A 20,334-nucleotide genomic window follows, 5' to 3' on the forward strand; every position below is an offset into this window, starting at 1 on the left:
AAAGAGGAGCATGACGCATGAATCCCAAAATCCTGGTCTTCGCGGGATCGATCCGCACCGGCGCCTATAGCGGGCAGACGGCCGATGCGGCGATGAAGGAACTGGCCCAGCAGGGCGCGGAGGTCACCCGCATCTCGCTTGCCGATTATCCCCTGCCGATCATGGACGAGGATCTGGAGAAGGAGAAGGGCATCCCGGAGAACGTCTATCGGCTCGGACGGCTGATCGCCGCGCATGACGGGGTGCTGATCGCCAGCCCGGAATACAATGCGTCGATCCCGCCGCTCCTGAAGAACACCGTCGACTGGGTCAGCAGGCTGTCGAAGGATGGCGGCCGCGCGCTGCGTCCCTGGTCCGGCAAGCCGGTCGGCCTGTGCTCGTCGTCGGACGGAAACTTCGCCGGCATTCGTGGGCTTTACCACCTGCGCGCCGTGCTGATGAACTGCCGCGCCGACATCGTCACGCCGCAATGCTCGGTCGCCCGCGCGCAGGATGCGTTTGACGCGGACGGCAATTTCAAGGAAGAACGCCTGCGCGGCATGATGGAAGCCGTGTGCCGCACGCTGATCGAGCGTGCGCGGATGCTCTCGACAAGGGTGGAGGTGTGACATGCAGACGGATATGCGCGACCGGCTGATCGTCGGGCTGGACGTGCCGACGCTCACGGATGCGGACCGGGTGGTCGCCGCACTGGGCGATACGGTCTCCTTCTACAAGATCGGCCATCAGCTCGCCTTTGCCGGCGGGCTGGGCTTCGCCCGCGAACTCGCAGGCTCCGGCAAGAAGATCTTCCTCGACATGAAGCTGCTCGACATCGACAACACGGTGGCAAAGGGTGTCGAGAACATCGCCCGCATGGGCATGACGATGCTCACCATCCACGCCTATCCGAAGGCGATGCGGGCGGCGGTGGACGCCGCGGCGGGTTCGGGACTGACCCTGCTCGGCGTGACCGTCCTGACCTCCATGGACGATGGCGACCTTGCCGATGCGGGCTACGCCTCGGGTGCCCGCGATCTGGTGCTGAAACGCGCCGCGCAGGCGAGCGAGGCGGGCATGGGCGGGATCGTCTGCGCGCCCACGGAAGTGACCGAGGTGCGCGCGCTGGCCCGGCCCGGCATGGCGCTGGTGACCCCGGGCATCAGGCCGGCCGGCAGCGACCATGGCGACCAGAAGCGCGTCATGACGCCCGGCGACGCCATCCGTGCCGGCAGCACCCATCTCGTTGTGGCGCGGCCGATCGCCGCCGCGCCGGACCCGAAGGCGGCCGCCAGGGCCATCCTGGACGAGATGGCTGCCGCCTGAACAGCAAGGGAGGAGGAGACGCAATGCCCAAGGGATACTGGATCGCCCATGTCGATGTGCGCGACCCCGAGCGTTACAAGGATTACGTGGCCACGGCCAGGCCGGCCTTCGAGCGTTTCGGCGCGCGCTTCCTGGCGCGCGGCGGCACTTGGGAAAGCCTCGAGGGCGCCGGACGCGGCCGCAACGTCGTGATCGAATTCCCGACATTCGCGGCGGCGCGCGACTGCTACAATTCGGCGGAGTATCAGGCGGCGAAGGCCATCCGGATCACCGTTGCCGACGCCGACATGCTGATCGTCGAGGGTGCGGAAAGCTGACCGGAAGACGCATGGCCCTGCCCGACGGTTATGCGATCCGACCCTACAGGGAGGCGGACGCCGCCGCGCTGGCTGATGCCGAGGCGCGCGCCGGTCGTCTTTTCGCCGCGCACGGGTTTGCCGAACTGGCCGAAACGCCGGCGATGGCGCCGGATGCCTTCCACGCGCGGGCGACCGCCGGCGAGACGCTTGTCTGCGCGCATCGGGGCGACGGGCCGGTGGCCTTCGCCATCGCGGGTCCGGTCGGCCCCTTCATGCATCTGATGGAGCTCTCCGTCGATCCGGCGCACGGGAGGCAGGGCGTCGGTGCGGCGCTGCTGGACGCGGTCGTCGCCCGGAGCGTCGATGCCGGCCTCGCCGGCGTTTCCCTGAGCACCTTCCGGGACGTCCCCTTCAACGCTCCCTTCTATGCCAGGCACGGCTTCCTGCCATGCGCGCCGGGTGAGGCTCCGGCGGCGACGCGTGCGCGATTCCTGCTGGAAATACCTCCCGGCATCGCCCCGGAAACCCGTCTGATCATGCTGCGCCGCAACAGCGAAAGCGTGGAGTAAAGAGCGTAAACATATTCGAAATCAATGCGATGACATGATCGGCGCCGATGCTCCATGGAGCATCGGACTGCTTCTATTGCAACGCAGCAAAAGTAGTTTAGGTTAGTAGGCACGCAAATGACCAAGGCTTCGCCGGCCGTGCCACAATCGCCCTGCGGCGCGGCCTGAGCGAAGGTCGGCCCAGGAAATCGAGCGATGTATTATCAGCTTTATGAATTCAACCACGCCGCGCTGCAGCCGGCGCGGGCTTATGCCGATGCGATGCGGCTGTTCTACAGCAACCCGCTCAATCCGATGGCGAAGACCTATCTCGGCCGCACCGTGGCCGCAGCGGCGGAGCTTTTCGAGCGCAGCACGCGCCGCTACGGCAAGCCTGAATTCGGCCTGACGGACACGAATGTGAACGGCGTCCGGGTCAGGGTGCGCGAGGACATCATCTGGTCCCGTCCCTTCTGCGACATCATCCATTTCAAGCGCGATCTGCCGGCCGGCGCGAAGCCCGGGCCGAAGATCCTCATGGTCGCACCGATGTCCGGCCACTATGCGACGCTGCTGCGCGGCACGGTCGAAACCATGCTTCCCTACGCGGATGTCTACATCACCGACTGGGCGGATGCGCGCATGGTGCCGCTGTCCGAGGGCACGTTCGACCTGGACGATTATATCGACTACGTGATCGACATGCTGGGGCATCTGGGTCCCGACACGCATGTCATGGCGGTCTGCCAGCCCTCGGTGCCGGTTCTGGCGGCGGTGGCGCTGATGGAAGCGCGCGGCGAAGCGACCGTTCCGGCCAGCATGACGCTGATGGGCGGCCCGATCGACACGCGCAGGAACCCGACGGCGGTGAACCAGCTCGCCGAGGAGAAGGACATCGGCTGGTTCCGCGAGAATGCGGTGATGCCCGTGCCGTGGCCGCATCCGGGCTTCATGCGCATGGTCTATCCCGGCTTTCTCCAGCTTTCCGGCTTCATGAGCATGAATCTCGACCGCCACCTGACGGCGCACAAGGATTTCTTCATGCATCTGGTGAAGAACGACGGCGAGCCGGCCGAGAAGCACCGTGACTTCTACGACGAGTATCTGGCGGTGATGGACCTGACCGCCGAGTTCTACCTGCAGACCGTGGAGACCGTGTTCATCCGCCACGACCTGCCGAAGGGCCAGATGAAGCATCGCGGCGAAAACGTCGATCCGGCGGCGATCCGCCGCGTGGCACTGCTGACCGTCGAAGGCGAGAACGACGACATTTCGGGTGTCGGCCAGACCAGGGCGGCGCACGATCTGTGCGTCAACATTCCCGAGGCGATGCGCCATCACTACATGCAGCCGGTCGTCGGCCATTACGGCGTGTTCAACGGATCGCGCTTCCGCGCCGAGATCGCGCCGCGCATCCTCGATTTCATGCGCAGCAATCCGGCCGGGCAGGCATCGAAGGCAGCCGCACCGGAACCGGCGAAGGCGTCACGCGCCAGGCGCAAGCCCGCCGCGAGGCGAAAGCCGGCCTGACGGCAACCCGACACGTGCATTTCCGCAACAGCCCGCCTGCAAACGGCGGGCGACGCGTTTTCGCCGGTAACCATCTTGGGAAGTTTACGTCCGCGCCGATTGACAGTGCGCCTCTTCGTTTCTTAACGTTTCATTAACGATAGTAAGAAACGGGGAGCGCCATGATGGCTGCTTGGCGGAGGGGCTTCCGCATCCGGAGCATGGCATGGCTGCTGATCGCGGCGGCCGGGGGCGTCGCTTCGGCGGAAGCGGGCAATCTGATGGCGACCGGCGGGATGACCTCGCAGCCCATCGGCCATTATGAATTCTGCAAGGCCAATCCTGTCGAATGCTCGATCCGCGTGCGCGACACGGGACCCGAGCGCATGACGACGGCGCTCTGGAAGACGCTGACGACGGTGAACAGCGACGTCAACCGCGCCATCGAGCCGCTGAACGACATCGACATCTATGGCGAGGAGGAGGTCTGGACCTATCCCTCGACCGGCGTCGGCGACTGCGAGGACTATGTGCTGGAGAAGCGGCGCGAGCTGAAGCGGCGCGGCCTTTCTTTCGCCAACCTGCTCATTACCGTGGTGCGCAAGCCGGATGGAGAAGGCCACGCGGTGCTGACGGTGCGCACCGACCGGGGCGACTTCGTGCTCGACAATCTGAACGATGCCGTCAAGTTATGGAGCACGACCGGCTATCGCTACCTGAAGAGGCAGGCCAGCAATCATACGGGCCGCTGGGTCAGCTTGCGTGAGGACAACGCACCGGTCGTCGGCGCGGTCAGCCAGTAGCCGGGCGCCGCCCGGTTTGCAGGAGTTGCCGTGATAGCACGCGTTCTTTTCACCGTTCTGGGACTGGTCCTGATCTCGATGTCTTCCATCAATCAAGCCGCAGCAGACGAGGCGGGGCTGATCGCCGCCGCCGAGCGCGGCGACGTTCCCGCCATCGAGGATGCCCTTGCCGCAGGCGCGGCCTTGGACGCGCGCGATGCGCGCGGCCGCACGGCCCTGCTGGCCGCCGTCCAGGCCAACCGGCTGGAGGCTGCGCGGCGGCTGATCGCGGCGGGCGCCGATGTCAACGCCAAGGACGCGATCAGCGACAGCCCCTATCTCCTGGCGGGTGCGCGGGGATATCTGGAAATCCTTCGCCTGACGCTGGCGCATGGCGCGGATCTCACAAGCACCAACCGCTTCGGCGGCACGGCGCTCATCCCCGCCGCGGAGCGCGGCCATGTCGAGACGGTGCGGCTCCTGATCGAAGCGGGTGTGGACGTGGACCACGTCAACAATCTCGGCTGGACGGCCCTGCTCGAGGCCATCATCCTGGGCGACGGCGGGCCGCGCCACGTGGCCATCGTCGAACTCCTGATCGAGGCCGGGGCCGATGTGGACATCGCCGACCGCGAGGGCGTCAGCCCGCTGCAGCATGCGGAGCGGGACGGCTATCCCGAGATTGCCCGGCTGCTGCGCGCGGCGGGCGCACGGTAGAAGGCGGTATCCGGTACGGCCATCCGCGACTACCCCTCCAGCGCCTCGATCATCTCGACCCGCTGCGCATGACGGCCGCCCTCGAACCGGGCGGTGAGAAACGCATCGACGATGTCGAGCGCCAGCCCTTCGCCCACCACGCGCGCGCCGATCGACAGCATGTTCGCGTCGTTGTGCTGGCGGATCATGCGCGCCGAGAACGCGTCGCCGCACACGCCGCAGCGGATGCCCTTCACCTTGTTCGCCGCCATCATGATGCCCTGGCCGGTGCCGCACAGGACGATGCCGAACCGGCAGTCGCCCGACGCGACGCGTCGCGCGGCGGCAGCGCCATGTTCGGGATAGTGGGTGCTCTCCGGCGTCTCGGGCCCGATGTCGACCACTTCCCAGCCGAGGCCGGCGACATGGCCGGCAATGGCCTGCCTGAGGCCGATGGCTGCGTGATCGCTGGAAAGGACAATGCGTCTGCTGTCTGTCATGGAAACCGGTCCCGTGTTGCGAAGCCGTCCGGCGCCGCCCCATCCGGGCATCGCTTCGCGGGCAATGGATGATTTCCTTACAGCGTTTTCATGCGAGGTGGAACCGCCTGGCCGACGCTCAGCGCAGATGCGGCAGCGCTTCGCGCCCGAACAGCATGAGATCGGCCGTGGCTTCCTCGTGGCCGATCACGCCGTTGCCGTTGAACACCAGGCGAATGCTCCCGATGCCGGTTTCCGCCTCGAGCTGCCTGAGCTGGCGGACGCAGCTTTCCGGTGAGCCGGCGATCATCTGCCGCGCGAGGAAGGTGTCGCGGTCGGCCATGCGCATCTGCTCCGTCGGCCGGCCCGCCGCGCGGGCGGCCTTGAGCCGCCGCTCGAACAGGCGCGGCAGCAGCGCGTCGACGCGCTCGATCGCCGCCCGGTCGCTCGGCGCGACGCGGACGAAGCGCGACAGCGACGACTGGCGCAGGCATGAGGGATGGCCCTCGCGCGACAGGATCTGCGAATAGGTCTCGATCTGCGCCGTCTCCGGCGGTTCGAGGCTGAGGAGCAGCGGCAGGCGGTTGCGCGCGGCGAAGGCCAGCGTGTCGGGCGTCGAGCCGGCCAGGTAGACGGGCAGCGCCTCGCCCGGCAGCAGCGGACCGACCGCGATGCCGGATTCCGGCCAGCACTGGCCGGCCTCGATGCGGGCCTCGCCGTGCAGGGCCGCCACGATCAGCGCATGCGCCTGCTCGAAGCGCTGACGCGTCTCCTCGGGGCGGATGCCGAGGGCGGAGAGCGTCGCGGGATGGGTGCCCCGCCCGATCCCGAGATCGAAACGCCCGCCGCTCTGCCAGTGCAGTTGCGCGACGGTCTCGGCCAGCAGGAACGGATGGTAGAGCGGTGTGACGGTGATCGAGCTGCCGACCCGCAGGCGCTGCGTGCGGGCGAAGATAGCCGAGGCGAGCATCAGCGTCGATGGGTAGGCCTGCGGCTCCTCCTGGAAATGAAACTCGTTGAACCAGATGCCGCCAAAACCGAGCCCGTCTGCCGTCTCGCACAACCGCAGCAGCGCCTCGTGCGGCAGGTCGCGGCCGCCGCGCGCCCAGCCGGAAATGTCGATCCTCACGTCAGCGCCTCGTAGGGTGCGAAGACCGGCACGCCGCGGAGGAGGCCGATCTCCGCCTGGACGCCGTAGGTGCGGCTGATCGTGGCTTCCGTCAGCGTTTCTTCCCACGCGCCCTCGGCCTCGACCCTGCCGTGGTGCAGAAGCATCAGCCGGTCGGTGAAGCGCGCAGCGAGCGACAGGTCGTGAATGGCGATCACCGCGGTGACGCGCCGCTCGCGGGCGATGTCGGCCACCACGCGCAGCGTGAAGAGCTGGTTGCCGATGTCGAGCGCGCTGGTCGGCTCGTCGAGCACGATCAGCTCGGTTTCCTGCGCAAGGGCGCGTGCGAGCATGACGCGCTGGTGCTCGCCGCCGGAAAGCTCGCCCATCGAGCGGAAGGCGAAGTCCTGCAGCCGGAGCCGTTCGAGCATCTCCTCGACGATGGCGATGTCGCGCGGCTTGGGCGTTGCGCCCATGTGCGGCGTGCGGCCAAGCAGGCAGGTCTCGAACACGGTGACGGGGAAACTGACCGGGCTCGATTGCGGGACATAGGCCATGCGCCGCGCCCGCTCGCGCGGCGCGATGCGCGACAGGTCCACGCCGTCGAGCTGGACGCGGCCCGAGGCCGGCCGCGCGAGGCCGAGCGCGGTGCGCACCAGTGTCGATTTCCCCGCGCCGTTTGGACCGACCAAGCCGAGCACCTCGCCGCGGGCAAGCCGCAGCGACACGCCGGACAGGACGGCGCGCGCGCCGTAGCGGAAATGCACGTCGTCCAGCAGGAGATGATGGCTCATGCGTAATACTCCGAGCGTCGCGACAAGATGAGATGCAGGAACAGCGGTACGCCGACGAAGGCGACGACGATGCCGACCGGGATGACGGTCGGACTGAAGACGAGGCGCCCGGCCGTGTCGGCGAGCAGCAGCAGCATCGCTCCGCAGATGGCCGAGAAGGGCAGCAGGAAGCGATGGTCGCCGCCGATGATCAGCCGCGCCACATGCGGGCCGATCAGCCCGACGAAGCCGATCACGCCGACGAAGCTGATGACCACCGCCGAGACGACGACGGAGAAGACGACGGCCTGGCCGCGCAGCAGGGCGACGTTGATGCCCAGCGAGCGGGCCACATCGTCGCCGGCGGCGGTCAGCGCGTTGAGCTGCCAGGCACGCAACTGCGCCAGCGGCAGGACCAGCGCGACCGTGACGCCGGCGATGGCGACCGCGTCCCAGCGCACGCCGTTGAGGCTGCCGAAGGTCCAGTGCACGACGCGGGCGAGCTGCTCCTGCGTGGCGACGAACTGCACCGCCGCCGTCATGGCGCTGAACAGGTACATCAGCGCGATGCCGGTAAGGATCATGGTCTGGGCGCCCATGCCGCGCAGCCAGGCCATGGAGAAGACCAGCGTGGCGCAGCCGAGCGCGAAGAGGAACGCCGTCAGCGGGACGAAATAGATGCCGACCGAGGTGAAGCCGACGCCGAACATGATGGCGATGGAGGCGCCGAAGGCGGCGGCGGACGACACGCCGATCGTATAGGGGCTGACCAGCGGATTGCGCGTGATCGCCTGCATCAGCACGCCGGCAAGGGAAAGCGCTGCGCCGGCGATGATGGCCATCACCACGCGCGGCAGGCGCAGATGGATCAGCACGCGCGTCTGCTGTGGGTCCGCGTTGGCGGTCAGCAGGCCGAAGCTCGCCTTTTCGGCGATCACGGCGAACAGCGTGCCGATGCCGGTCTGCGCGATGCCCATGACGGCGACGGAGCCGGCGATGAGGATCAGGCCGGCGAGCGAGGCCAGGATGATGACGATGGCGCGGCGGCCATGGGCGCGGTATTGCCGCGCCATGTCGAGCGATGGATCTTGCGGCCTGTGCAGGACGGTCATGAGCGCTCCGGATCGATCAAGGGAATGCCGCGCGCCGGGCGCGCGCGGCGAGGCGCTGCGAAAGGGCTCAGAACGCGCCCTGATAGGTCATCGCGCCCTGGAAGGGCAGGCCCTGGAACTCCTCGATCCATTCCTTCATCGCGTCTTCCGGCTCGATGTCGGCGAAGAGGTCGGGATAGAGCCATTTGGCCACCTGCAACGCGCCGGTGACCTTCGACGAGCCGCCGGCCAGATAGTAGTTGATCATGTAGGCGTTGCCGTCCGCGCCGGCGGGCGTGCCCAGAATGTCCTGGCGCGTCGAGAGGCCCTGCCAGCTCTCGGCGAACTTTTCCTCAGGAATGGTGGCGTAGGAGCCGGGCTGAAGCTTGATCACCAGGTCCGGCGCGCGGGCGACGATCTCCTCGGGGTCGACGGTGAAGCTGTTCTCGTTGCCGCGCGAAGTGGGCTCCTTCTTGATGTCGATGTCGCCGAAGACGTTGATGCCGCCGCCGGCCTCGATCATCGAATGCCAGCCGGAGCCGGGCGTGACGGTCACGAAGTCGCGCACTTCCTCGAGATAGACGCGCTTGCGCTCGACGCCCTTCAGGCGCTCGGCCAAAAGGTCCATGTAGCCGGTGTAGAAAGAGACCAGCTCCGTGGCGCGCTGTTCCTTGTCGAACAGCTTTCCGAAGAGCGTGACATTGTCGACATGCTGCAGCGTGTCCCAGGCGGTCACCACCAGGACGGGGATGCCGAACGGCTCGAGCTGGCGCGCCGCCTCCTCGTAGACGCCGTTGCGCGGCATGATCACCACGTCGGGCTTCAGGGCAACGATCGCCTCGTAGTTCGGCTGGGTCTGGCCCTGGCCGGCAATGTCCTCATCGCCGAACTCGGGCCAGTATTTCGGGTCGCGCATGGTGCTGGCGTCGACGCCGACCACCTTGTCGACGGCGCCGATGGCGCGGGCGAACTCGACCGCGTAGCGGTTGAAGATGACGGCCCGCTCGATGGGAAGCGTCAGCTCCACCGTGCGGCCGGCGTCGTCGGTGAAGGTCTCGGCGGCAGCCGAAAACGCGCTCGATATGGCCAGCGCGAGGGCCAGCAGGAAATGTCTCGGTTTCATTCTATTCATCCAGGCAGGAGGACGCCGCGAGGATGAGCTTCAGAAGGGGGAAAGCGCTTCCCGCCTCTGCTGCAGGGCAGGAAAACGAATGGTTGCCGGCATGTGGAATGCCAGGACTGGAACGTGCCATACGAGCCTCCTGCCGGTCACCTCGCCGGCAATTGCGGTTGTCGATACGGCAGGTCTCCTGGCTCGCGGCTCCTGCGCTTTGCGATCCCTTCCCAGCCGCTTGGGGCCAGTGGCACGATCGCCGAGCTTACCGCTTACAGTTGCGAGGGCAGCCTCGGATTTGGACTTCATCAGCCCGCACCGCGTTCCCTTTTCATCCACTTGCGTGGAACCGTAGCGGCGGGACCGTAGAGTGCGCGCGGGAGGAAAGCAAGACGCGCGCCGGCAGTTCGCCGGCGCTGTGGCAGGTCAGCCGCCGTGGGTGCCTGTCGGATTCTGTGGAAGGCGGAAGAACATCGCGAGCTTGAGGCTCTGGGCGATCCGTTCCGCACGTTCCATGAAAGCCGCCGCCACCTCCGGCGTGCACATGTCCGCGGTGGTCTTCCGGAAGAGGGCGAGCCAGATGTCGAAGTCTTCTTCCCGGACCTGCTTCAGCCGGACATGGGCGGGAACGGGGCGCCCGCTGTAACTGCCGTCCTTGAACATCACGGCGCTCCAGAAATCCGTCATCTTCTCCAGATGCGGTTCCCAGTGATCGCCGATGACACCGGCGAAAATCGGTCCGAGCCGCGTGTCGGCGCGTATGCGCCTGTAGAATTCGCGGACCAGCCTGCCGATGAATTCCCTGTCCACCTCGGGATGCGCCAGCGCCCGCTCGGGCTTCGGTCGGCTTGTCAGCAGTTCGTCTCGCATGGTTCGCCTTTGTCGGTATCAGTGATGTGTAGGAGTACGGGGCGCCGGCCACAAGGACCGGCGTCCCGTACTCCGGTTTATTCGGCGGCCTGCTCGGCAGGTCCGGCGTGCATGATGTCATCGTCCTCCGGTCCGTCGACGATCAGATAGCCAGCCAGGCCGCGCTCCGCCCGCGACAGGGCATGGTCCACCAGGACGTAATGCCCGCCGCGGTCGATCTTGAAGTCGACGATGGTCGCGCCGCCGGGGGCGACGGTCACCGTCTGGACGCCCTGCACGGGCGGGGAGAGGACGCTGCCCATCGAATAGACGCTGTCGAAGATCTCGCCGATCACGTGGAACGAGGAGGTGAAGTTGGGTCCGCCGACACCGAAATAGATGCGCACGGTCTCACCGGCATTGGCGTAGAGCGGATGGGTCTTGGTCAGCGAGCCGACGGCGCCGTTGAACAGGAAGTATTCGGGCCGCTCGGAGATCAGCTTGTCGTAATCCATCTCCATCTCGCCCTGCGTGCCGAACGGTTCGACCGTGTAGAGCTCGCCCTGCATCACGTAGAACTCGCGGTCGACCTGCGGCAGCCCGCCTTCCGGTTCGACCAGGATCAGCCCGTACATGCCGCTGGTGATGTGATGCGCCACGCTGGGTGTCGCGCAGTGATAGACGTAGATGCCGGGCTTCAGCGCCTTGAAGGTGACGACGGTCTCGTCGCCGGGGTCGGTCTGCGTCGCGTGGGCGCCGCCGCCGGGACCCGTCGCCGCATGGAAATCGACAGAGTGGGCCATGACGCTGTCGGCCGGATTCTTCAGGTGAACCTCGACCGTGTCGCCGACGCGGACGCGGACGAACGGGCCGGGCACCTTGGAATTGAAGGTCCAGTAGGTATAGGTCGTGCCGTCATCCAGCTTGCCGACCAGTTCGACCGTCTCCAGGTCGACCTTGACCACCTTGGGGCCGCGCTGCCCGACCGGTCCCGGCAGGTCGGCCGGGTCGCGGACCACGTCGGCCGCGTCGGACGACATCGCCTCGCGCTGCCCGGGCATCACCCGGATCAGGCCTTCCATGCCCGCTTCCCGGTGTCCGGCGATGGAGCAGAAATAGCTGAACTCGCCGACCTTGCTTGCCGTGAAGGAAAAGGTTGAGGACGCGTTCTTGTCGACGACGATCGACGAGCGCGCCGCATACTGGTCGATCACCACGTCATGCTCGGCGCCCTCGCCGTTGATCAGGTTGATCTGGACCAGTTCCCCCTCGTGAACCATCAGGGTCGGGTTGACCTGGCCGTTGATGTCGCCGCCGACCCCGATATAGACCATGCGGCCCTCGGCGATCCCCGTCTTCAGGGTGAAGATCGTCGCGCTGTGGTAGCTCTGCGCCGCCGCGCCCCCGGTCGTTGCGGGGGCCGGCTCGGCTGCCGGGGCGGTCTCGGTCTGAGCCGAAGCCGGCGAGAGGAACAGCAGCGAGGCGCATGCTGCCGCGATCGCCAGCCATCCGCCGCCGCGCTTGCGGAGGCCCGGCCTGTCCTGCCGGGCTTTCCTGCCGCTCGTCTGGCCGGGGTTTCTTTCCGGCCGCCATTTCTGGTGTTCAAGCATGGTGTTGTCCATTTCTGTCGTGCAAGGAAGATGCATGAGGAAACCTACGCCGCAGGCGCGGGGTGCTCTTTGCGCAAACGCAAGCAAATCACACCGCGCTCAGGCCTGTTTCGGCGCGGCGGCGGCCTGCAGGCGCGGGCGCAGAAGCATGCCGCCATAGAGCGCCGCATAGCCGAGGAACGCGACGGCCCAGGCCGTGGCGGCGAGATGCATCGGCCAGTCTCCGGGCAGGCCCAGCGCGCCGGCGATGCGGGCCGCCGCCGCGATCAGCACGGCGGCGAACACGAACGAGCCGGCCCCGCCGGCGCTGAGCTGCCGCCCCGTATGACCGAGCGTCGCCCGCACCATGATGGCAAGCGTCATGCTGCCGATCGCCCCGGCTCCGAACGCATGGATCCCCGCCGCTGCCGCGACCGTTCCGGGCAGGATGGCCGCTGCCGCTGCGAGCGCCATTCCGAGCGGCACGAAGGCGTAGGCGATATGCAGGATGAGCACCAGCGGGTCGCGCAGCGTGCGGTGGCCTGCCCAACGCAGGAGCCGGACGCCGTTCAGGCTCGCCGCCACGGCGAGGAGCACTCCCGTCGCCATGTCTTCGGGACGGAATGTCCACAGGCCGAGCGCCAGCGCCGAGCCGGCGATCACCGCCATGTCGAAGCGGTTGAACGGCACGGGCAGGCGCCCCGAATTTTCGCGCACCAGCCAGTTGCGCGTGAAACTCGGTATGACGCGCCCGCCGATGATCGTGATGAGCACGATGGCGGCGGCGATCCCCAGTCGCTTTCCGGTGTCGGAGAAGCCGGCGGAACGCACCTCGAGATGAAACAGGATGTTGGCCGCCAGCAGGATGGCGACCGGCGCCAGCACCTTCAGATTGCGCCAGTTCCGCCCGGCGACGATCTCCACCGCCGCCGCGCCGGCGACCGCCAGCAGGAAGGCGCAGTCGATGGCGGCCGCCGCAAGCCATCCGATCTGCGCCGAGAAGAAGACGGCGAGGCGACCGGCCAGCCAGAGCAGGACGAGGCCCAGCAGCGGCAATCCCTGCACCGGCAGGCGTCCGGTCCAGTTGGGAATGGCCGTCAGCAGGAACCCGGTGACGATCGCCGCCACATAGCCGAACACCATTTCGTGGACGTGCCAGTCGACCGGCGCGAAGACGCTCGCGGTTTCGAGATGGCCGTAGAGAAGCGGCAGCCAGAAAAGAACGGCGAGCCCGGCATACAGTGCGCCGAGCAGGAAGAACGGCCGGAAGCCATAGGAAAGCACGGCGGGAAGGTCGCTGGGTCTGGTGCGTGGGACAGCCATGCCGCTACCTCGTTCAAACGGCTTGACCGGACAGGGCGCGGCCGGTCCGGTCGGTTCGGGGGATGTCGGGCCGGCTCATTCGGCCGGCATCGCTCAGTTGGCGGCGGCCTGTTCGAGCAGGTCGGCGAACACCTTCTTGGCCTTGCCCGGATGCTTCACCGTCTTTGCCTGTTCGAGATTGGTCGGCTCGCCGACGACGATCAGCGCCACCATGCCCATGCCGTAATGCGGCAGGCACTTCACGCCATAGACGCCTTCCTCGGTGACCGTCACCGTGATCTCCTGGCTGATCTTGCCCTTGAACGGCTCGGCGCCTTCCGGGATCATCCCCTTGATCGACTGGGCGTCGTGGCTCTTGTCGGTCGGCAGGAAGGTCACCGTGTCACCGGGTTGGGCCACGATGAAATCGGGCTGGAACACCATGGCTCCCTTGTCGCCCTTGTTGAGCATCTGCACCTGGTGATCGGCTGCCTGCGCTGTTCCCGTCATGAACAGCGCGGTCAGCGCGGTCGCCAGCATCATTGTCGGTTTATTCATAGTCTCGGTCCTTTCCCGTCGGCATGGGTTGCGCCGACGGGGCGGTTATAGGGAGGTTCACGGGAGCGGTATTTGTCGCAGCGCAAATTAATCCGAACAAAGACGTTTCCCCTTCGGAGCAAAAGCTTGCGGTCGGTCGGCCCAGATGGGACAGTGCCCTTGCCTGCAAGCCTTTCCGGGGAAGCCGTGACCCAGCTCGACCGCTCGCTGATCGCCGAACTGCCGCCGTTTCAGGGATTGGAGCCGGCGGCGCTCGACCATGTTCTCGGCGAGGCCCGCTCGCTGCGCGTTGCGAAGGATGCGGCGATCTTCGAACAGGAAGAGGAAGCGAAGAACTTCTTCCTGCTGCTCGACGGTCACGTGCGGGTGGTCAAGACCACGCCGGACGGCCAGCAGGTGATCGTGCGATACATCAGTTGCGGGGAACTCCTCGGCATCGCGCAGGCGCTGGGGCTGAAAGCCTATCCGGCGAGCGCGATCGCGGCCGTGGATTGTGTCGTGCTGGCCTGGCCCGGCCGGCTGTGGTCCGATTTCTCGACGCGCTATCCGAGCTTCGGAGCCGACACCTACAGGACCGTCGGCGCGCGCCTCCAGGAAGCGCATACGCGCGTTGTCGAGATGTCGACGGAACAGGTCGAGCAGCGCGTCGCCCACGGCCTGCTTCGTCTGGCGAACCAGACGGGCAAGAAGACGCAAGAGGGCGTGCTGATCGACTTTCCGATCTCGCGGCAGGACATCGCCGAGATGACCGGCACGACGCTGCACACGGTCAGCCGGCTCCTGAGCGCCTGGGAGGCCGACGGCCTCGTCCGCAGCGGGCGGCAGAAGGTGACCGTGGTGGAGCCGCACCGGCTGTTCCTGCTGGCGGGCGGCCGCGCCAGGAAAGGCTGATCAGGCAGGACCGTCGCCCGCTCCGATGGCGCGCCTGATCGCATCGCGAAACGCGCTCCCGTCGATATCGTGTTCCCGGCAGGCATCCGCCATGGTGTGAAACGGCGCGATCGGGCAGCCGACACACAGCATGCGGTGGCGCAGGATCACCGGGATGGTCGCGGGCCATCGACGCATGATCTCGTCCATCGACATGTCTTCCGTGACCTTCGATTTCATCGCAGTTTTCCAAGGCATCAGATCGGCATCCTAGGCCGCCGGGGCCGTCCGCGTCGTTGTGCTGGCTCAAACAGGAGCGCATTCCTCTTCCCCGAATAATTTGCGCCAGAACAAAGAACCGCGGGCGCAGGCCGGTAGGATCGGGACGATCCAGATGACTGGTGGAGCGTCGCAACAACCCGGAAGCCGGAGGCCGCTTTTCGGTCCGGTGCTCCAGCGGAAACGCGCCTTCGAACGGAGATGACACATGGCCCAGACACCAAAGCCCGACGGGCGGGCGCGGGACGCGCTCGACGCCGGACCCGGCATCCACCCCGACAGCAGCCTGCTCCCGATGCTGATCTGGGGGCTGGTCCTGATCGTCGTCGGGGCGGTCGTCGTGATGGCGTTTGTGTGAAACGGCAACGCGAAGCGTCCCGCTCCCGCGCGGAAGCGGCTGATTTGAGGCAGTGACATTGCCGCGGGAATGTGCGACCGCTGCCTGATGAACGCCATTCGGACGATTTTGCGGGACCGTGTTGCGGCTGGCCTGATGGCCGGCATCATCGCCTATCTGCTGATCTTCCAGGGCGTCGCCACCGCTTATGCCGGTGGCGTCATGGCCGGGGGCGACACGGCCGCCGGCTTCGTCCTGTGCACGCCGGCTTCCGATGCGCCGGTCCTCCCGGGAAACGGAGAGCGGCCGGGCGGCAGCGTGCACGATTGCTGCATCGCGCAGTGCCGTACCGGTTGCGTGCTCTCTCCCGCCCTGCCGGCGGCTCTTGCCGGCCTCGACCTGACCTTCCCGGTCTCCGCCGCCCCGCGCTGGCCGACGTCGGCCCTGCCCATGCCTGCCCATGCGCAAGGCCTCGCCGCGGAAGCGCGCGCACCCCCATCCTTCTCCATCTGAAGCAATCCTGACGACCGCCATCGTTCTCGTTGACGGTCATCTTTCTGCGCCTATGGAGATACCGAGATGCGAATCCGCATGCATTCCCCGGTGGCGGCCATGCCGTCCATCACCCCGTTTTCCTTCGGGAAAACACCCGGCTCGACAATCCTGACCGAGCCGAAACATCCGCCGCACCTGCCCGAGGGAGGCGGCGATGAATAGCCTCGAAGGCACGCCGGCCGCCGCCTCGCCTGCACGGGAGGGGGCGCTGGCGCGGATGCTTTATCTGGCGGCGTGGCGCTGGCATTTCTATGCGGGCCTCTATGTGGCGCCGTTTCTGGTGATGCTCGCCGCGACGGGCCTGCTGATGCTGTGGATCAGCGCCATCGACGGCCGGGACGGCGAGAAGATCGCCGTTGTGCCGAATGGTCCGGCGGCCACGGTGCTGGCGCAGGCCTCGACGGCGCATGCCGCCTTCCCCGAAAGCCGCGTGGTGGAATACATCGCCCCGACGGCGGCCGACCGCGCGGCCGTGTTCCGCCTCGACGACGAGGGCCGCGGGCTGATGGTCGCGATCGACCCCTACGCCAACACGGTCATCGAAGTCTGGGACCGGCAGGCCGGCTGGTACGACTTCGCCACCGGGATTCACGGCACGCTGCTGATCGGCGACCTGGGCGACCGGCTGATCGAACTGGCGGCGGGCCTCGGCGTCGTGCTCATCGTCACCGGCCTCTATCTGTGGTGGCCGAGGGACGGCGAGGGCGCCGCTCGCGCGTTCCTGCCGGCGCGCGGCCAGCGCGGCCGGCAGCTCTGGAAGACGCTGCACAAGACGACGGGTCTCTACGTGGCGCTCCTGCTGCTGGTGTTCCTGCTGAGCGGGCTGTCCTGGTCCGGCATCTGGGGTGAGAAACTGGTGCAGGCCTGGAACACGTTCCCGGCGACGAAATGGGACGCCGTGCCCCTGTCGGACGAGACGCACGCCTCGATGAACCACGGCGCCACGAAGGACGTGCCGTGGACGCTGGAGCAGACGCCCCTGCCGGTCTCGGGATCGCAGGCGGGAACAGCCGGCGTTTCCGGCGCCGCGCCGTTCGATTTCAACCGGATCGTCGCGTTTGGCCGGTCGCTCGGCTTTGAGGGGCGCTTTCGCGTCGTCACGCCTTCGGGCAATGCCGGCGTCTGGACCCTGACGCAGGATTCCATGAGCAACGACTCGACCGACCCCACCGCCGACCGGACGGTGCATGTGGACCAGTATACCGGCCGCATCCTGGCCGATGTCGGGTTCGCCGACTATTCCCTCGCGGCGAAGGCGATGGCGGTCGGGATCGCCTTTCATGAAGGCGATCTCGGCGTCTGGAACCTTGTCCTCAACACGGTCTTCTGCCTGGCGGTGGTCTTCCTCTGCGTCAGCGGCGTGGCGATGTGGTGGCTGCGCCGCCCCGCGAGAACCTTCCGGCTGATGGCGCCGCCACTGCCCGCGCAGATGCCCCTGTGGAAAGGGGCGATGACGGTGATGCTGCTCGTGTCGCTGGCCTTCCCGCTGGTCGGCATCACGCTGCTCGTCCTGATGGCGCTCGACATCCTGGTGATCAGCAGGTCGCCCAGGCTGGCGCGGTTCGTCGGATAGGCGGTTTGTCGCCGGGCGGCGTTTCCGATTGAGCGCCGCCCGCTCCCGGCTTATGATCGATGCGAATGGAGACCGACATGCACAGCGACAAATCCGCCCGCGTTCCATCCCTGATCGGCAAGGTGCTCGCCAATGCTCCGCATCCGGGCGACATCCGCCTCCTGGCGCAGCGCTTTCAGGACCACGCGCTGGAACCGCGCTCGACGCCCGAGGAGACGCTGAGCCTCGTGGCCGATCTCGGTTACGACAGCATCGAGGCGTTCTGCGCCGCCGCCGGCCTGCCGGCGCATCTGGCCGACCGCTGGTCGCGCTTCGGCATTTCGGGCGAGATGCGGCAGGTGATCCTGCTGATCGCCGCGCAGCGCCGCGCGATGATCGAGGCGGTGAAGGAGTTCGAGGCCACGACGCATGTCGGCCTCGACGATTTCATGCGCGAACGCGGGCTGATCTGAGCCGGTTCGCCGTCGGGTGAAACCACCTGACGCCCGCTGGCGATGCGTGGGCCTCAGCCCTCCGCTTCGCCGGCTTCCTCGAGCAGCAGGCGCGCGGTCGCGGCGTCGGTGATCAGCGCTTCAGCGGAGACGGTCCGCAGCGCCGCCAGGATAGCGGCGACCTTCTGCTCGCCGCCCGCCGCCAGGATGACATGCGGGGTGCGGGCAACCGTCTCCAGGTCGATAGCCATGATGCGCCGGTTCACCTCGTGATCGACGAGGCGCCCCTCGCGGTCGACGAAATGGCACAATATGTTGGCCACCGCGCCCTTCTCGCGCAGCGGCCCGATCAGCGATTGCGGCACGATGCCATGGCGGAAGATGGTGGCATCGGCCGACACCTCGCCGACCGTCAGCAGGGCCATGTCGGCTTTCGCGGCGCGCTGGCGCACGTCGCTCAGCGATGCCTGTTCCCAGAGCCGGTCGCGCAGGGCAGGATCGTCGACGATGACGGGCGCGCTGATCTGGTAGCTGTCCACCTTCAGCCGCTCGGCCACCTTCGTGGCGACGATGGACGGGTTGATCCATTGCGAGTGCGGCAGGCTGCCGACGAGGCCGATGACGGAGGAATCCTTCAATTCGCGCCGTGCCATGAAGGCGAGGCTGGCATGCAGGGTCGCGCCGCCGCCGATGGCGAGCGTCATGCCGTCGACGAACTGCTCTTCCAGGTAACGGGCGACCGCATGACCAATGGCGCGCTCCAGGTTCCGTGTCTCCTGCGGCTCGGGAACGACGATGGCGCTTTTCAGGTTCCAGCGCTTCTCCAGCCGGCGCTCCAGCGCCACCTGGTCGGCTGTGTCGGCGTTGATGGTGGTGACGACGATGTGGTCCTCGGCGCTTGCCGCCAGCGCCCGCATCACTTTCATGCGGCTGACGTCGAGAAGGCTCGCGATGCGCTCCTGGGTCAACCCTTCGACATGGTAGAGCCAGGCCATCTTGACGTTGAGATCGGCCGAGGAAAGCGTTGGCGCGCCTTCCTTCCTCTTCTTCGTCTTCTTCGACACCGCGCTGATTCCCTCTCCTGCCCAGGCGAGGTCATAGCGAGACCGGCCTGAGGGTGGAATGCAAGCGCAAAATCACGAAATTTTATTGCGTTCTTTTGTTATTGACTGAAAACATATGTTCATATTCAATTATCGGGCGCAGTTGTTACCTGCCTGTCATATTGCGCATGCACGGGAGGAGTCCCGACATCTCGATTGTCGGTAGATGCAAACAGAGGAGTCCATTTCGATGGAACGCAAACACATGATCCGCAAGGTTGCCCTGGCCGCCGCACTGCTCACATCCGTATCCTTCGCTCCGGCTTTCGCCGAGGACCTGGTTCTCTACACCTCGCAGCCGGACGCCGATGCCGCCGCGACGGTGGACGCCTTCAAGGCGGCCAATCCCGGCATCGAGGTGGAAATCTTCCGCTCCGGCACCAGCGACCTGATGACCAAGCTGGCCGCCGAGTTCGCCGCCGGCAGCCCGCAGCCCGACGTTCTGCTGATCGCCGATGCCGTCAGCATGGAGACGCTGAAGAAGGACGGCCACCTGATGGCCTATCCGGAAGCCAATGTGGAAGGTTTCGAGGCCGCCGCCTATGACGCGGACAAGACCTATTTCGGCTCGAAGCTGATCACCACCGGCATCGCCTACAACACCCAGGCCGCCGAGAAGCCGGAGCACTGGTCTGACCTGACCGGCGAGGCCTACAAGGGCCTGACCATCATGCCGAGCCCGCTCTATTCGGGCGCTGCCGCCTACCTACTCTCCGCCTTCGTCGCCCGTGACGATCTCGGCTGGGACTATTTCGAGAAGCTGAAGGCCAATGAGCTGGTCAGCGTGCGCGGCAACGGCGCGGTGCTGAAGTCGGTCGCCAGCGGCGAGAAGGCCTACGGCATCCTCGTCGACTTCATGGCGATGAACGCCAAGAAGGACGGCTCGCCCATCGAGTTCGTCTTCCCCGAAGAGGGCGTGACCGCGGTGACCGAGCCGGTGGCGATCATGTCGACGGCGAAGAATGCCGACGCGGCGAAGAAGTTCGTCGACTTCATTCTTTCCGACGACGGCCAGAAGCTGGCGCTGAAGCAGGGCTATCTGCCGGCCAAGCCGTCTGTCGGCCGTCCCGACTGGCTGCCCGAGGGCACCGAGATCAACATCATGTCGGTCGACGTGCCGAAGGTCGTCGGCGAGATCGGCGGCAACAAGGAGAAATTCTCCTCCATGTTCGGCGGCTGAGGTC

The 20,334-nt window shown here is 66.7% G+C and carries 24 protein-coding genes and 1 riboswitch; of the genes, 13 read left to right on the forward strand and 11 right to left on the reverse strand.

The annotated features are described in order from the left end of the window. The first annotated feature begins 17 nt into the window (after window positions 1-17). The 7 genes from NA2_RS09100 (at window position 18) to NA2_RS09130 (ending at window position 5,160) form a co-directional block, all read left to right on the forward strand. Window positions 18-608 carry an NADPH-dependent FMN reductase gene (locus NA2_RS09100; protein WP_008596356.1) on the forward strand — a complete coding sequence of 197 codons (591 nt, stop codon included), beginning with the start codon at window positions 18-20 and terminating at the stop codon, window positions 606-608. Between the two features lies 1 nt (window position 609). Further along, window positions 610-1,305, forward strand: coding sequence for an orotidine-5'-phosphate decarboxylase (gene pyrF / locus NA2_RS09105; protein WP_008596357.1), 696 nt, complete (start codon window positions 610-612; stop codon window positions 1,303-1,305). 23 nt (window positions 1,306-1,328) lie between these two features. After that, window positions 1,329-1,622: a DUF1330 domain-containing protein gene (locus NA2_RS09110; protein ID WP_008596358.1), complete on the forward strand. Its 294-nt coding sequence runs from the start codon at window positions 1,329-1,331 to the stop codon at window positions 1,620-1,622. Between the two features lie 11 nt (window positions 1,623-1,633). Continuing rightward, entirely contained in the window at window positions 1,634-2,173 is a 540-nt protein-coding gene (locus NA2_RS09115; protein WP_008596359.1) for a GNAT family N-acetyltransferase, read from the forward strand. Between the two features lie 195 nt (window positions 2,174-2,368). Next, on the forward strand, window positions 2,369-3,682 hold the full coding sequence (locus NA2_RS09120; RefSeq protein WP_008596360.1) for a polyhydroxyalkanoate depolymerase: 1,314 nt from the start codon (window positions 2,369-2,371) through the stop codon (window positions 3,680-3,682). Window positions 3,683-3,882: 200 nt separating this feature from the next. Next, complete coding sequence (locus tag NA2_RS09125) at window positions 3,883-4,464, forward strand: transglutaminase-like cysteine peptidase (RefSeq protein WP_008596361.1); 582 nt, start codon at window positions 3,883-3,885, stop codon at window positions 4,462-4,464. Between the two features lie 30 nt (window positions 4,465-4,494). Continuing rightward, the gene (locus NA2_RS09130) at window positions 4,495-5,160 is read left to right on the forward strand and encodes an ankyrin repeat domain-containing protein (protein ID WP_008596362.1); all 666 of its coding nucleotides are present in this window, start codon (window positions 4,495-4,497) and stop codon (window positions 5,158-5,160) included. 29 nt (window positions 5,161-5,189) lie between these two features. On the opposite strand, the gene rpiB is transcribed toward NA2_RS09130, so the two are convergent. The 9 genes from rpiB to NA2_RS09175 form a co-directional block, all read right to left on the reverse strand. After that, entirely contained in the window at window positions 5,190-5,639 is a 450-nt protein-coding gene (gene rpiB, locus NA2_RS09135) for a ribose 5-phosphate isomerase B (RefSeq protein ID WP_040677371.1), read from the reverse strand. A 118-nt stretch (window positions 5,640-5,757) separates the two neighbouring features. Continuing rightward, the gene (locus NA2_RS09140; RefSeq protein ID WP_008596365.1) at window positions 5,758-6,747 is read right to left on the reverse strand and encodes an LLM class flavin-dependent oxidoreductase; all 990 of its coding nucleotides are present in this window, start codon (window positions 6,745-6,747) and stop codon (window positions 5,758-5,760) included. Then, a complete protein-coding gene (locus NA2_RS09145) occupies window positions 6,744-7,520 on the reverse strand; it encodes an ABC transporter ATP-binding protein (RefSeq protein ID WP_008596366.1) in 777 nt (258 codons plus the stop codon). Before NA2_RS09145 ends, NA2_RS09140 begins: the two co-directional genes overlap by 4 nt. Further along, entirely contained in the window at window positions 7,517-8,611 is a 1,095-nt protein-coding gene (locus NA2_RS09150; protein WP_008596367.1) for a FecCD family ABC transporter permease, read from the reverse strand. Before NA2_RS09150 ends, NA2_RS09145 begins: the two co-directional genes overlap by 4 nt. 67 nt (window positions 8,612-8,678) lie before the next feature. Beyond that, window positions 8,679-9,713 carry an ABC transporter substrate-binding protein gene (locus NA2_RS09155; protein WP_008596368.1) on the reverse strand — a complete coding sequence of 345 codons (1,035 nt, stop codon included), beginning with the start codon at window positions 9,711-9,713 and terminating at the stop codon, window positions 8,679-8,681. A 160-nt stretch (window positions 9,714-9,873) separates the two neighbouring features. After that, a riboswitch (cobalamin riboswitch) is annotated at window positions 9,874-10,073 on the reverse strand. A 57-nt stretch (window positions 10,074-10,130) separates the two neighbouring features. Then, a complete protein-coding gene (locus NA2_RS09160) occupies window positions 10,131-10,574 on the reverse strand; it encodes a group III truncated hemoglobin (protein ID WP_008596369.1) in 444 nt (147 codons plus the stop codon). Between the two features lie 77 nt (window positions 10,575-10,651). After that, a complete protein-coding gene (nirK, locus tag NA2_RS09165) occupies window positions 10,652-12,163 on the reverse strand; it encodes a copper-containing nitrite reductase (RefSeq protein ID WP_157188177.1) in 1,512 nt (503 codons plus the stop codon). Between the two features lie 99 nt (window positions 12,164-12,262). Continuing rightward, the gene (locus tag NA2_RS09170) at window positions 12,263-13,465 is read right to left on the reverse strand and encodes an NnrS family protein (RefSeq protein WP_008596373.1); all 1,203 of its coding nucleotides are present in this window, start codon (window positions 13,463-13,465) and stop codon (window positions 12,263-12,265) included. Window positions 13,466-13,558: 93 nt separating this feature from the next. Then, window positions 13,559-14,002 carry a pseudoazurin gene (locus tag NA2_RS09175; protein WP_157188178.1) on the reverse strand — a complete coding sequence of 148 codons (444 nt, stop codon included), beginning with the start codon at window positions 14,000-14,002 and terminating at the stop codon, window positions 13,559-13,561. Between the two features lie 186 nt (window positions 14,003-14,188). On the opposite strand from NA2_RS09175, the gene NA2_RS09180 reads away from it, so the two are divergent. Next, window positions 14,189-14,893, forward strand: a complete 705-nt coding sequence (locus tag NA2_RS09180) for a Crp/Fnr family transcriptional regulator (RefSeq protein ID WP_040677309.1) — start codon at window positions 14,189-14,191, stop codon at window positions 14,891-14,893. Here NA2_RS09180 and NA2_RS09185 read toward each other — a convergent pair whose 3' ends face one another. Continuing rightward, window positions 14,894-15,112 (reverse strand): DUF1858 domain-containing protein, encoded by a 219-nt coding sequence (locus NA2_RS09185; RefSeq protein ID WP_008596378.1) that lies wholly within the window; start codon window positions 15,110-15,112, stop codon window positions 14,894-14,896. A gap of 247 nt (window positions 15,113-15,359) precedes the next feature. On the opposite strand from NA2_RS09185, the gene NA2_RS21925 reads away from it, so the two are divergent. The 4 genes from NA2_RS21925 (at window position 15,360) to NA2_RS09200 (ending at window position 18,068) form a co-directional block, all read left to right on the forward strand. After that, window positions 15,360-15,509, forward strand: coding sequence for a hypothetical protein (locus NA2_RS21925; RefSeq protein WP_157188179.1), 150 nt, complete (start codon window positions 15,360-15,362; stop codon window positions 15,507-15,509). 108 nt (window positions 15,510-15,617) lie between these two features. Further along, window positions 15,618-16,001 carry a hypothetical protein gene (locus NA2_RS09190; protein WP_210161291.1) on the forward strand — a complete coding sequence of 128 codons (384 nt, stop codon included), beginning with the start codon at window positions 15,618-15,620 and terminating at the stop codon, window positions 15,999-16,001. A 196-nt stretch (window positions 16,002-16,197) separates the two neighbouring features. After that, on the forward strand, window positions 16,198-17,616 hold the full coding sequence (locus tag NA2_RS09195; protein WP_008596380.1) for a PepSY-associated TM helix domain-containing protein: 1,419 nt from the start codon (window positions 16,198-16,200) through the stop codon (window positions 17,614-17,616). Window positions 17,617-17,693: 77 nt separating this feature from the next. After that, a complete protein-coding gene (locus tag NA2_RS09200; protein ID WP_040677378.1) occupies window positions 17,694-18,068 on the forward strand; it encodes a hypothetical protein in 375 nt (124 codons plus the stop codon). A gap of 53 nt (window positions 18,069-18,121) precedes the next feature. Here NA2_RS09200 and NA2_RS09205 read toward each other — a convergent pair whose 3' ends face one another. Continuing rightward, window positions 18,122-19,111 carry a sugar-binding transcriptional regulator gene (locus NA2_RS09205; RefSeq protein ID WP_008596382.1) on the reverse strand — a complete coding sequence of 330 codons (990 nt, stop codon included), beginning with the start codon at window positions 19,109-19,111 and terminating at the stop codon, window positions 18,122-18,124. A 229-nt stretch (window positions 19,112-19,340) separates the two neighbouring features. Here NA2_RS09205 and NA2_RS09210 point away from each other — a divergent pair, with 229 nt between their 5' ends. Continuing rightward, window positions 19,341-20,330, forward strand: coding sequence for an ABC transporter substrate-binding protein (locus tag NA2_RS09210; protein ID WP_008596384.1), 990 nt, complete (start codon window positions 19,341-19,343; stop codon window positions 20,328-20,330). Window positions 20,331-20,334 lie beyond the last annotated feature (4 nt).

It is taken from the genome of Nitratireductor pacificus pht-3B (genome assembly GCF_000300335.1).
In the GTDB taxonomy this organism is placed as follows: domain Bacteria; phylum Pseudomonadota; class Alphaproteobacteria; order Rhizobiales; family Rhizobiaceae; genus Nitratireductor; species Nitratireductor pacificus.

Bases quoted from the DNA above. Each gene is read 5' to 3' on its own strand.
- NA2_RS09100 (WP_008596356.1), top strand. From the start codon at position 18: ATGAATCCCAAAATCCTGGTCTTCGCGGGATCGATCCGCACCGGCGCC.
- pyrF (WP_008596357.1), top strand. From the start codon at position 610: ATGCAGACGGATATGCGCGACCGGCTGATCGTCGGGCTGGACGTGCCG.
- NA2_RS09110 (WP_008596358.1), top strand. From the start codon at position 1,329: ATGCCCAAGGGATACTGGATCGCCCATGTCGATGTGCGCGACCCCGAG.
- NA2_RS09115 (WP_008596359.1), top strand. From the start codon at position 1,634: ATGGCCCTGCCCGACGGTTATGCGATCCGACCCTACAGGGAGGCGGAC.
- NA2_RS09120 (WP_008596360.1), top strand. From the start codon at position 2,369: ATGTATTATCAGCTTTATGAATTCAACCACGCCGCGCTGCAGCCGGCG.
- NA2_RS09125 (WP_008596361.1), top strand. From the start codon at position 3,883: ATGGCATGGCTGCTGATCGCGGCGGCCGGGGGCGTCGCTTCGGCGGAA.
- rpiB (WP_040677371.1), bottom strand. From the start codon at position 5,639: ATGACAGACAGCAGACGCATTGTCCTTTCCAGCGATCACGCAGCCATC.
- NA2_RS09145 (WP_008596366.1), bottom strand. From the start codon at position 7,520: ATGAGCCATCATCTCCTGCTGGACGACGTGCATTTCCGCTACGGCGCG.
- NA2_RS09150 (WP_008596367.1), bottom strand. From the start codon at position 8,611: ATGACCGTCCTGCACAGGCCGCAAGATCCATCGCTCGACATGGCGCGG.
- NA2_RS09155 (WP_008596368.1), bottom strand. From the start codon at position 9,713: ATGAAACCGAGACATTTCCTGCTGGCCCTCGCGCTGGCCATATCGAGC.
- NA2_RS09160 (WP_008596369.1), bottom strand. From the start codon at position 10,574: ATGCGAGACGAACTGCTGACAAGCCGACCGAAGCCCGAGCGGGCGCTG.
- nirK (WP_157188177.1), bottom strand. From the start codon at position 12,163: ATGCTTGAACACCAGAAATGGCGGCCGGAAAGAAACCCCGGCCAGACG.
- NA2_RS09170 (WP_008596373.1), bottom strand. From the start codon at position 13,465: ATGGCTGTCCCACGCACCAGACCCAGCGACCTTCCCGCCGTGCTTTCC.
- NA2_RS09175 (WP_157188178.1), bottom strand. From the start codon at position 14,002: ATGAATAAACCGACAATGATGCTGGCGACCGCGCTGACCGCGCTGTTC.
- NA2_RS09185 (WP_008596378.1), bottom strand. From the start codon at position 15,112: ATGAAATCGAAGGTCACGGAAGACATGTCGATGGACGAGATCATGCGT.
- NA2_RS21925 (WP_157188179.1), top strand. From the start codon at position 15,360: ATGGCCCAGACACCAAAGCCCGACGGGCGGGCGCGGGACGCGCTCGAC.
- NA2_RS09195 (WP_008596380.1), top strand. From the start codon at position 16,198: ATGAATAGCCTCGAAGGCACGCCGGCCGCCGCCTCGCCTGCACGGGAG.
- NA2_RS09200 (WP_040677378.1), top strand. From the start codon at position 17,694: ATGCACAGCGACAAATCCGCCCGCGTTCCATCCCTGATCGGCAAGGTG.
- NA2_RS09210 (WP_008596384.1), top strand. From the start codon at position 19,341: ATGGAACGCAAACACATGATCCGCAAGGTTGCCCTGGCCGCCGCACTG.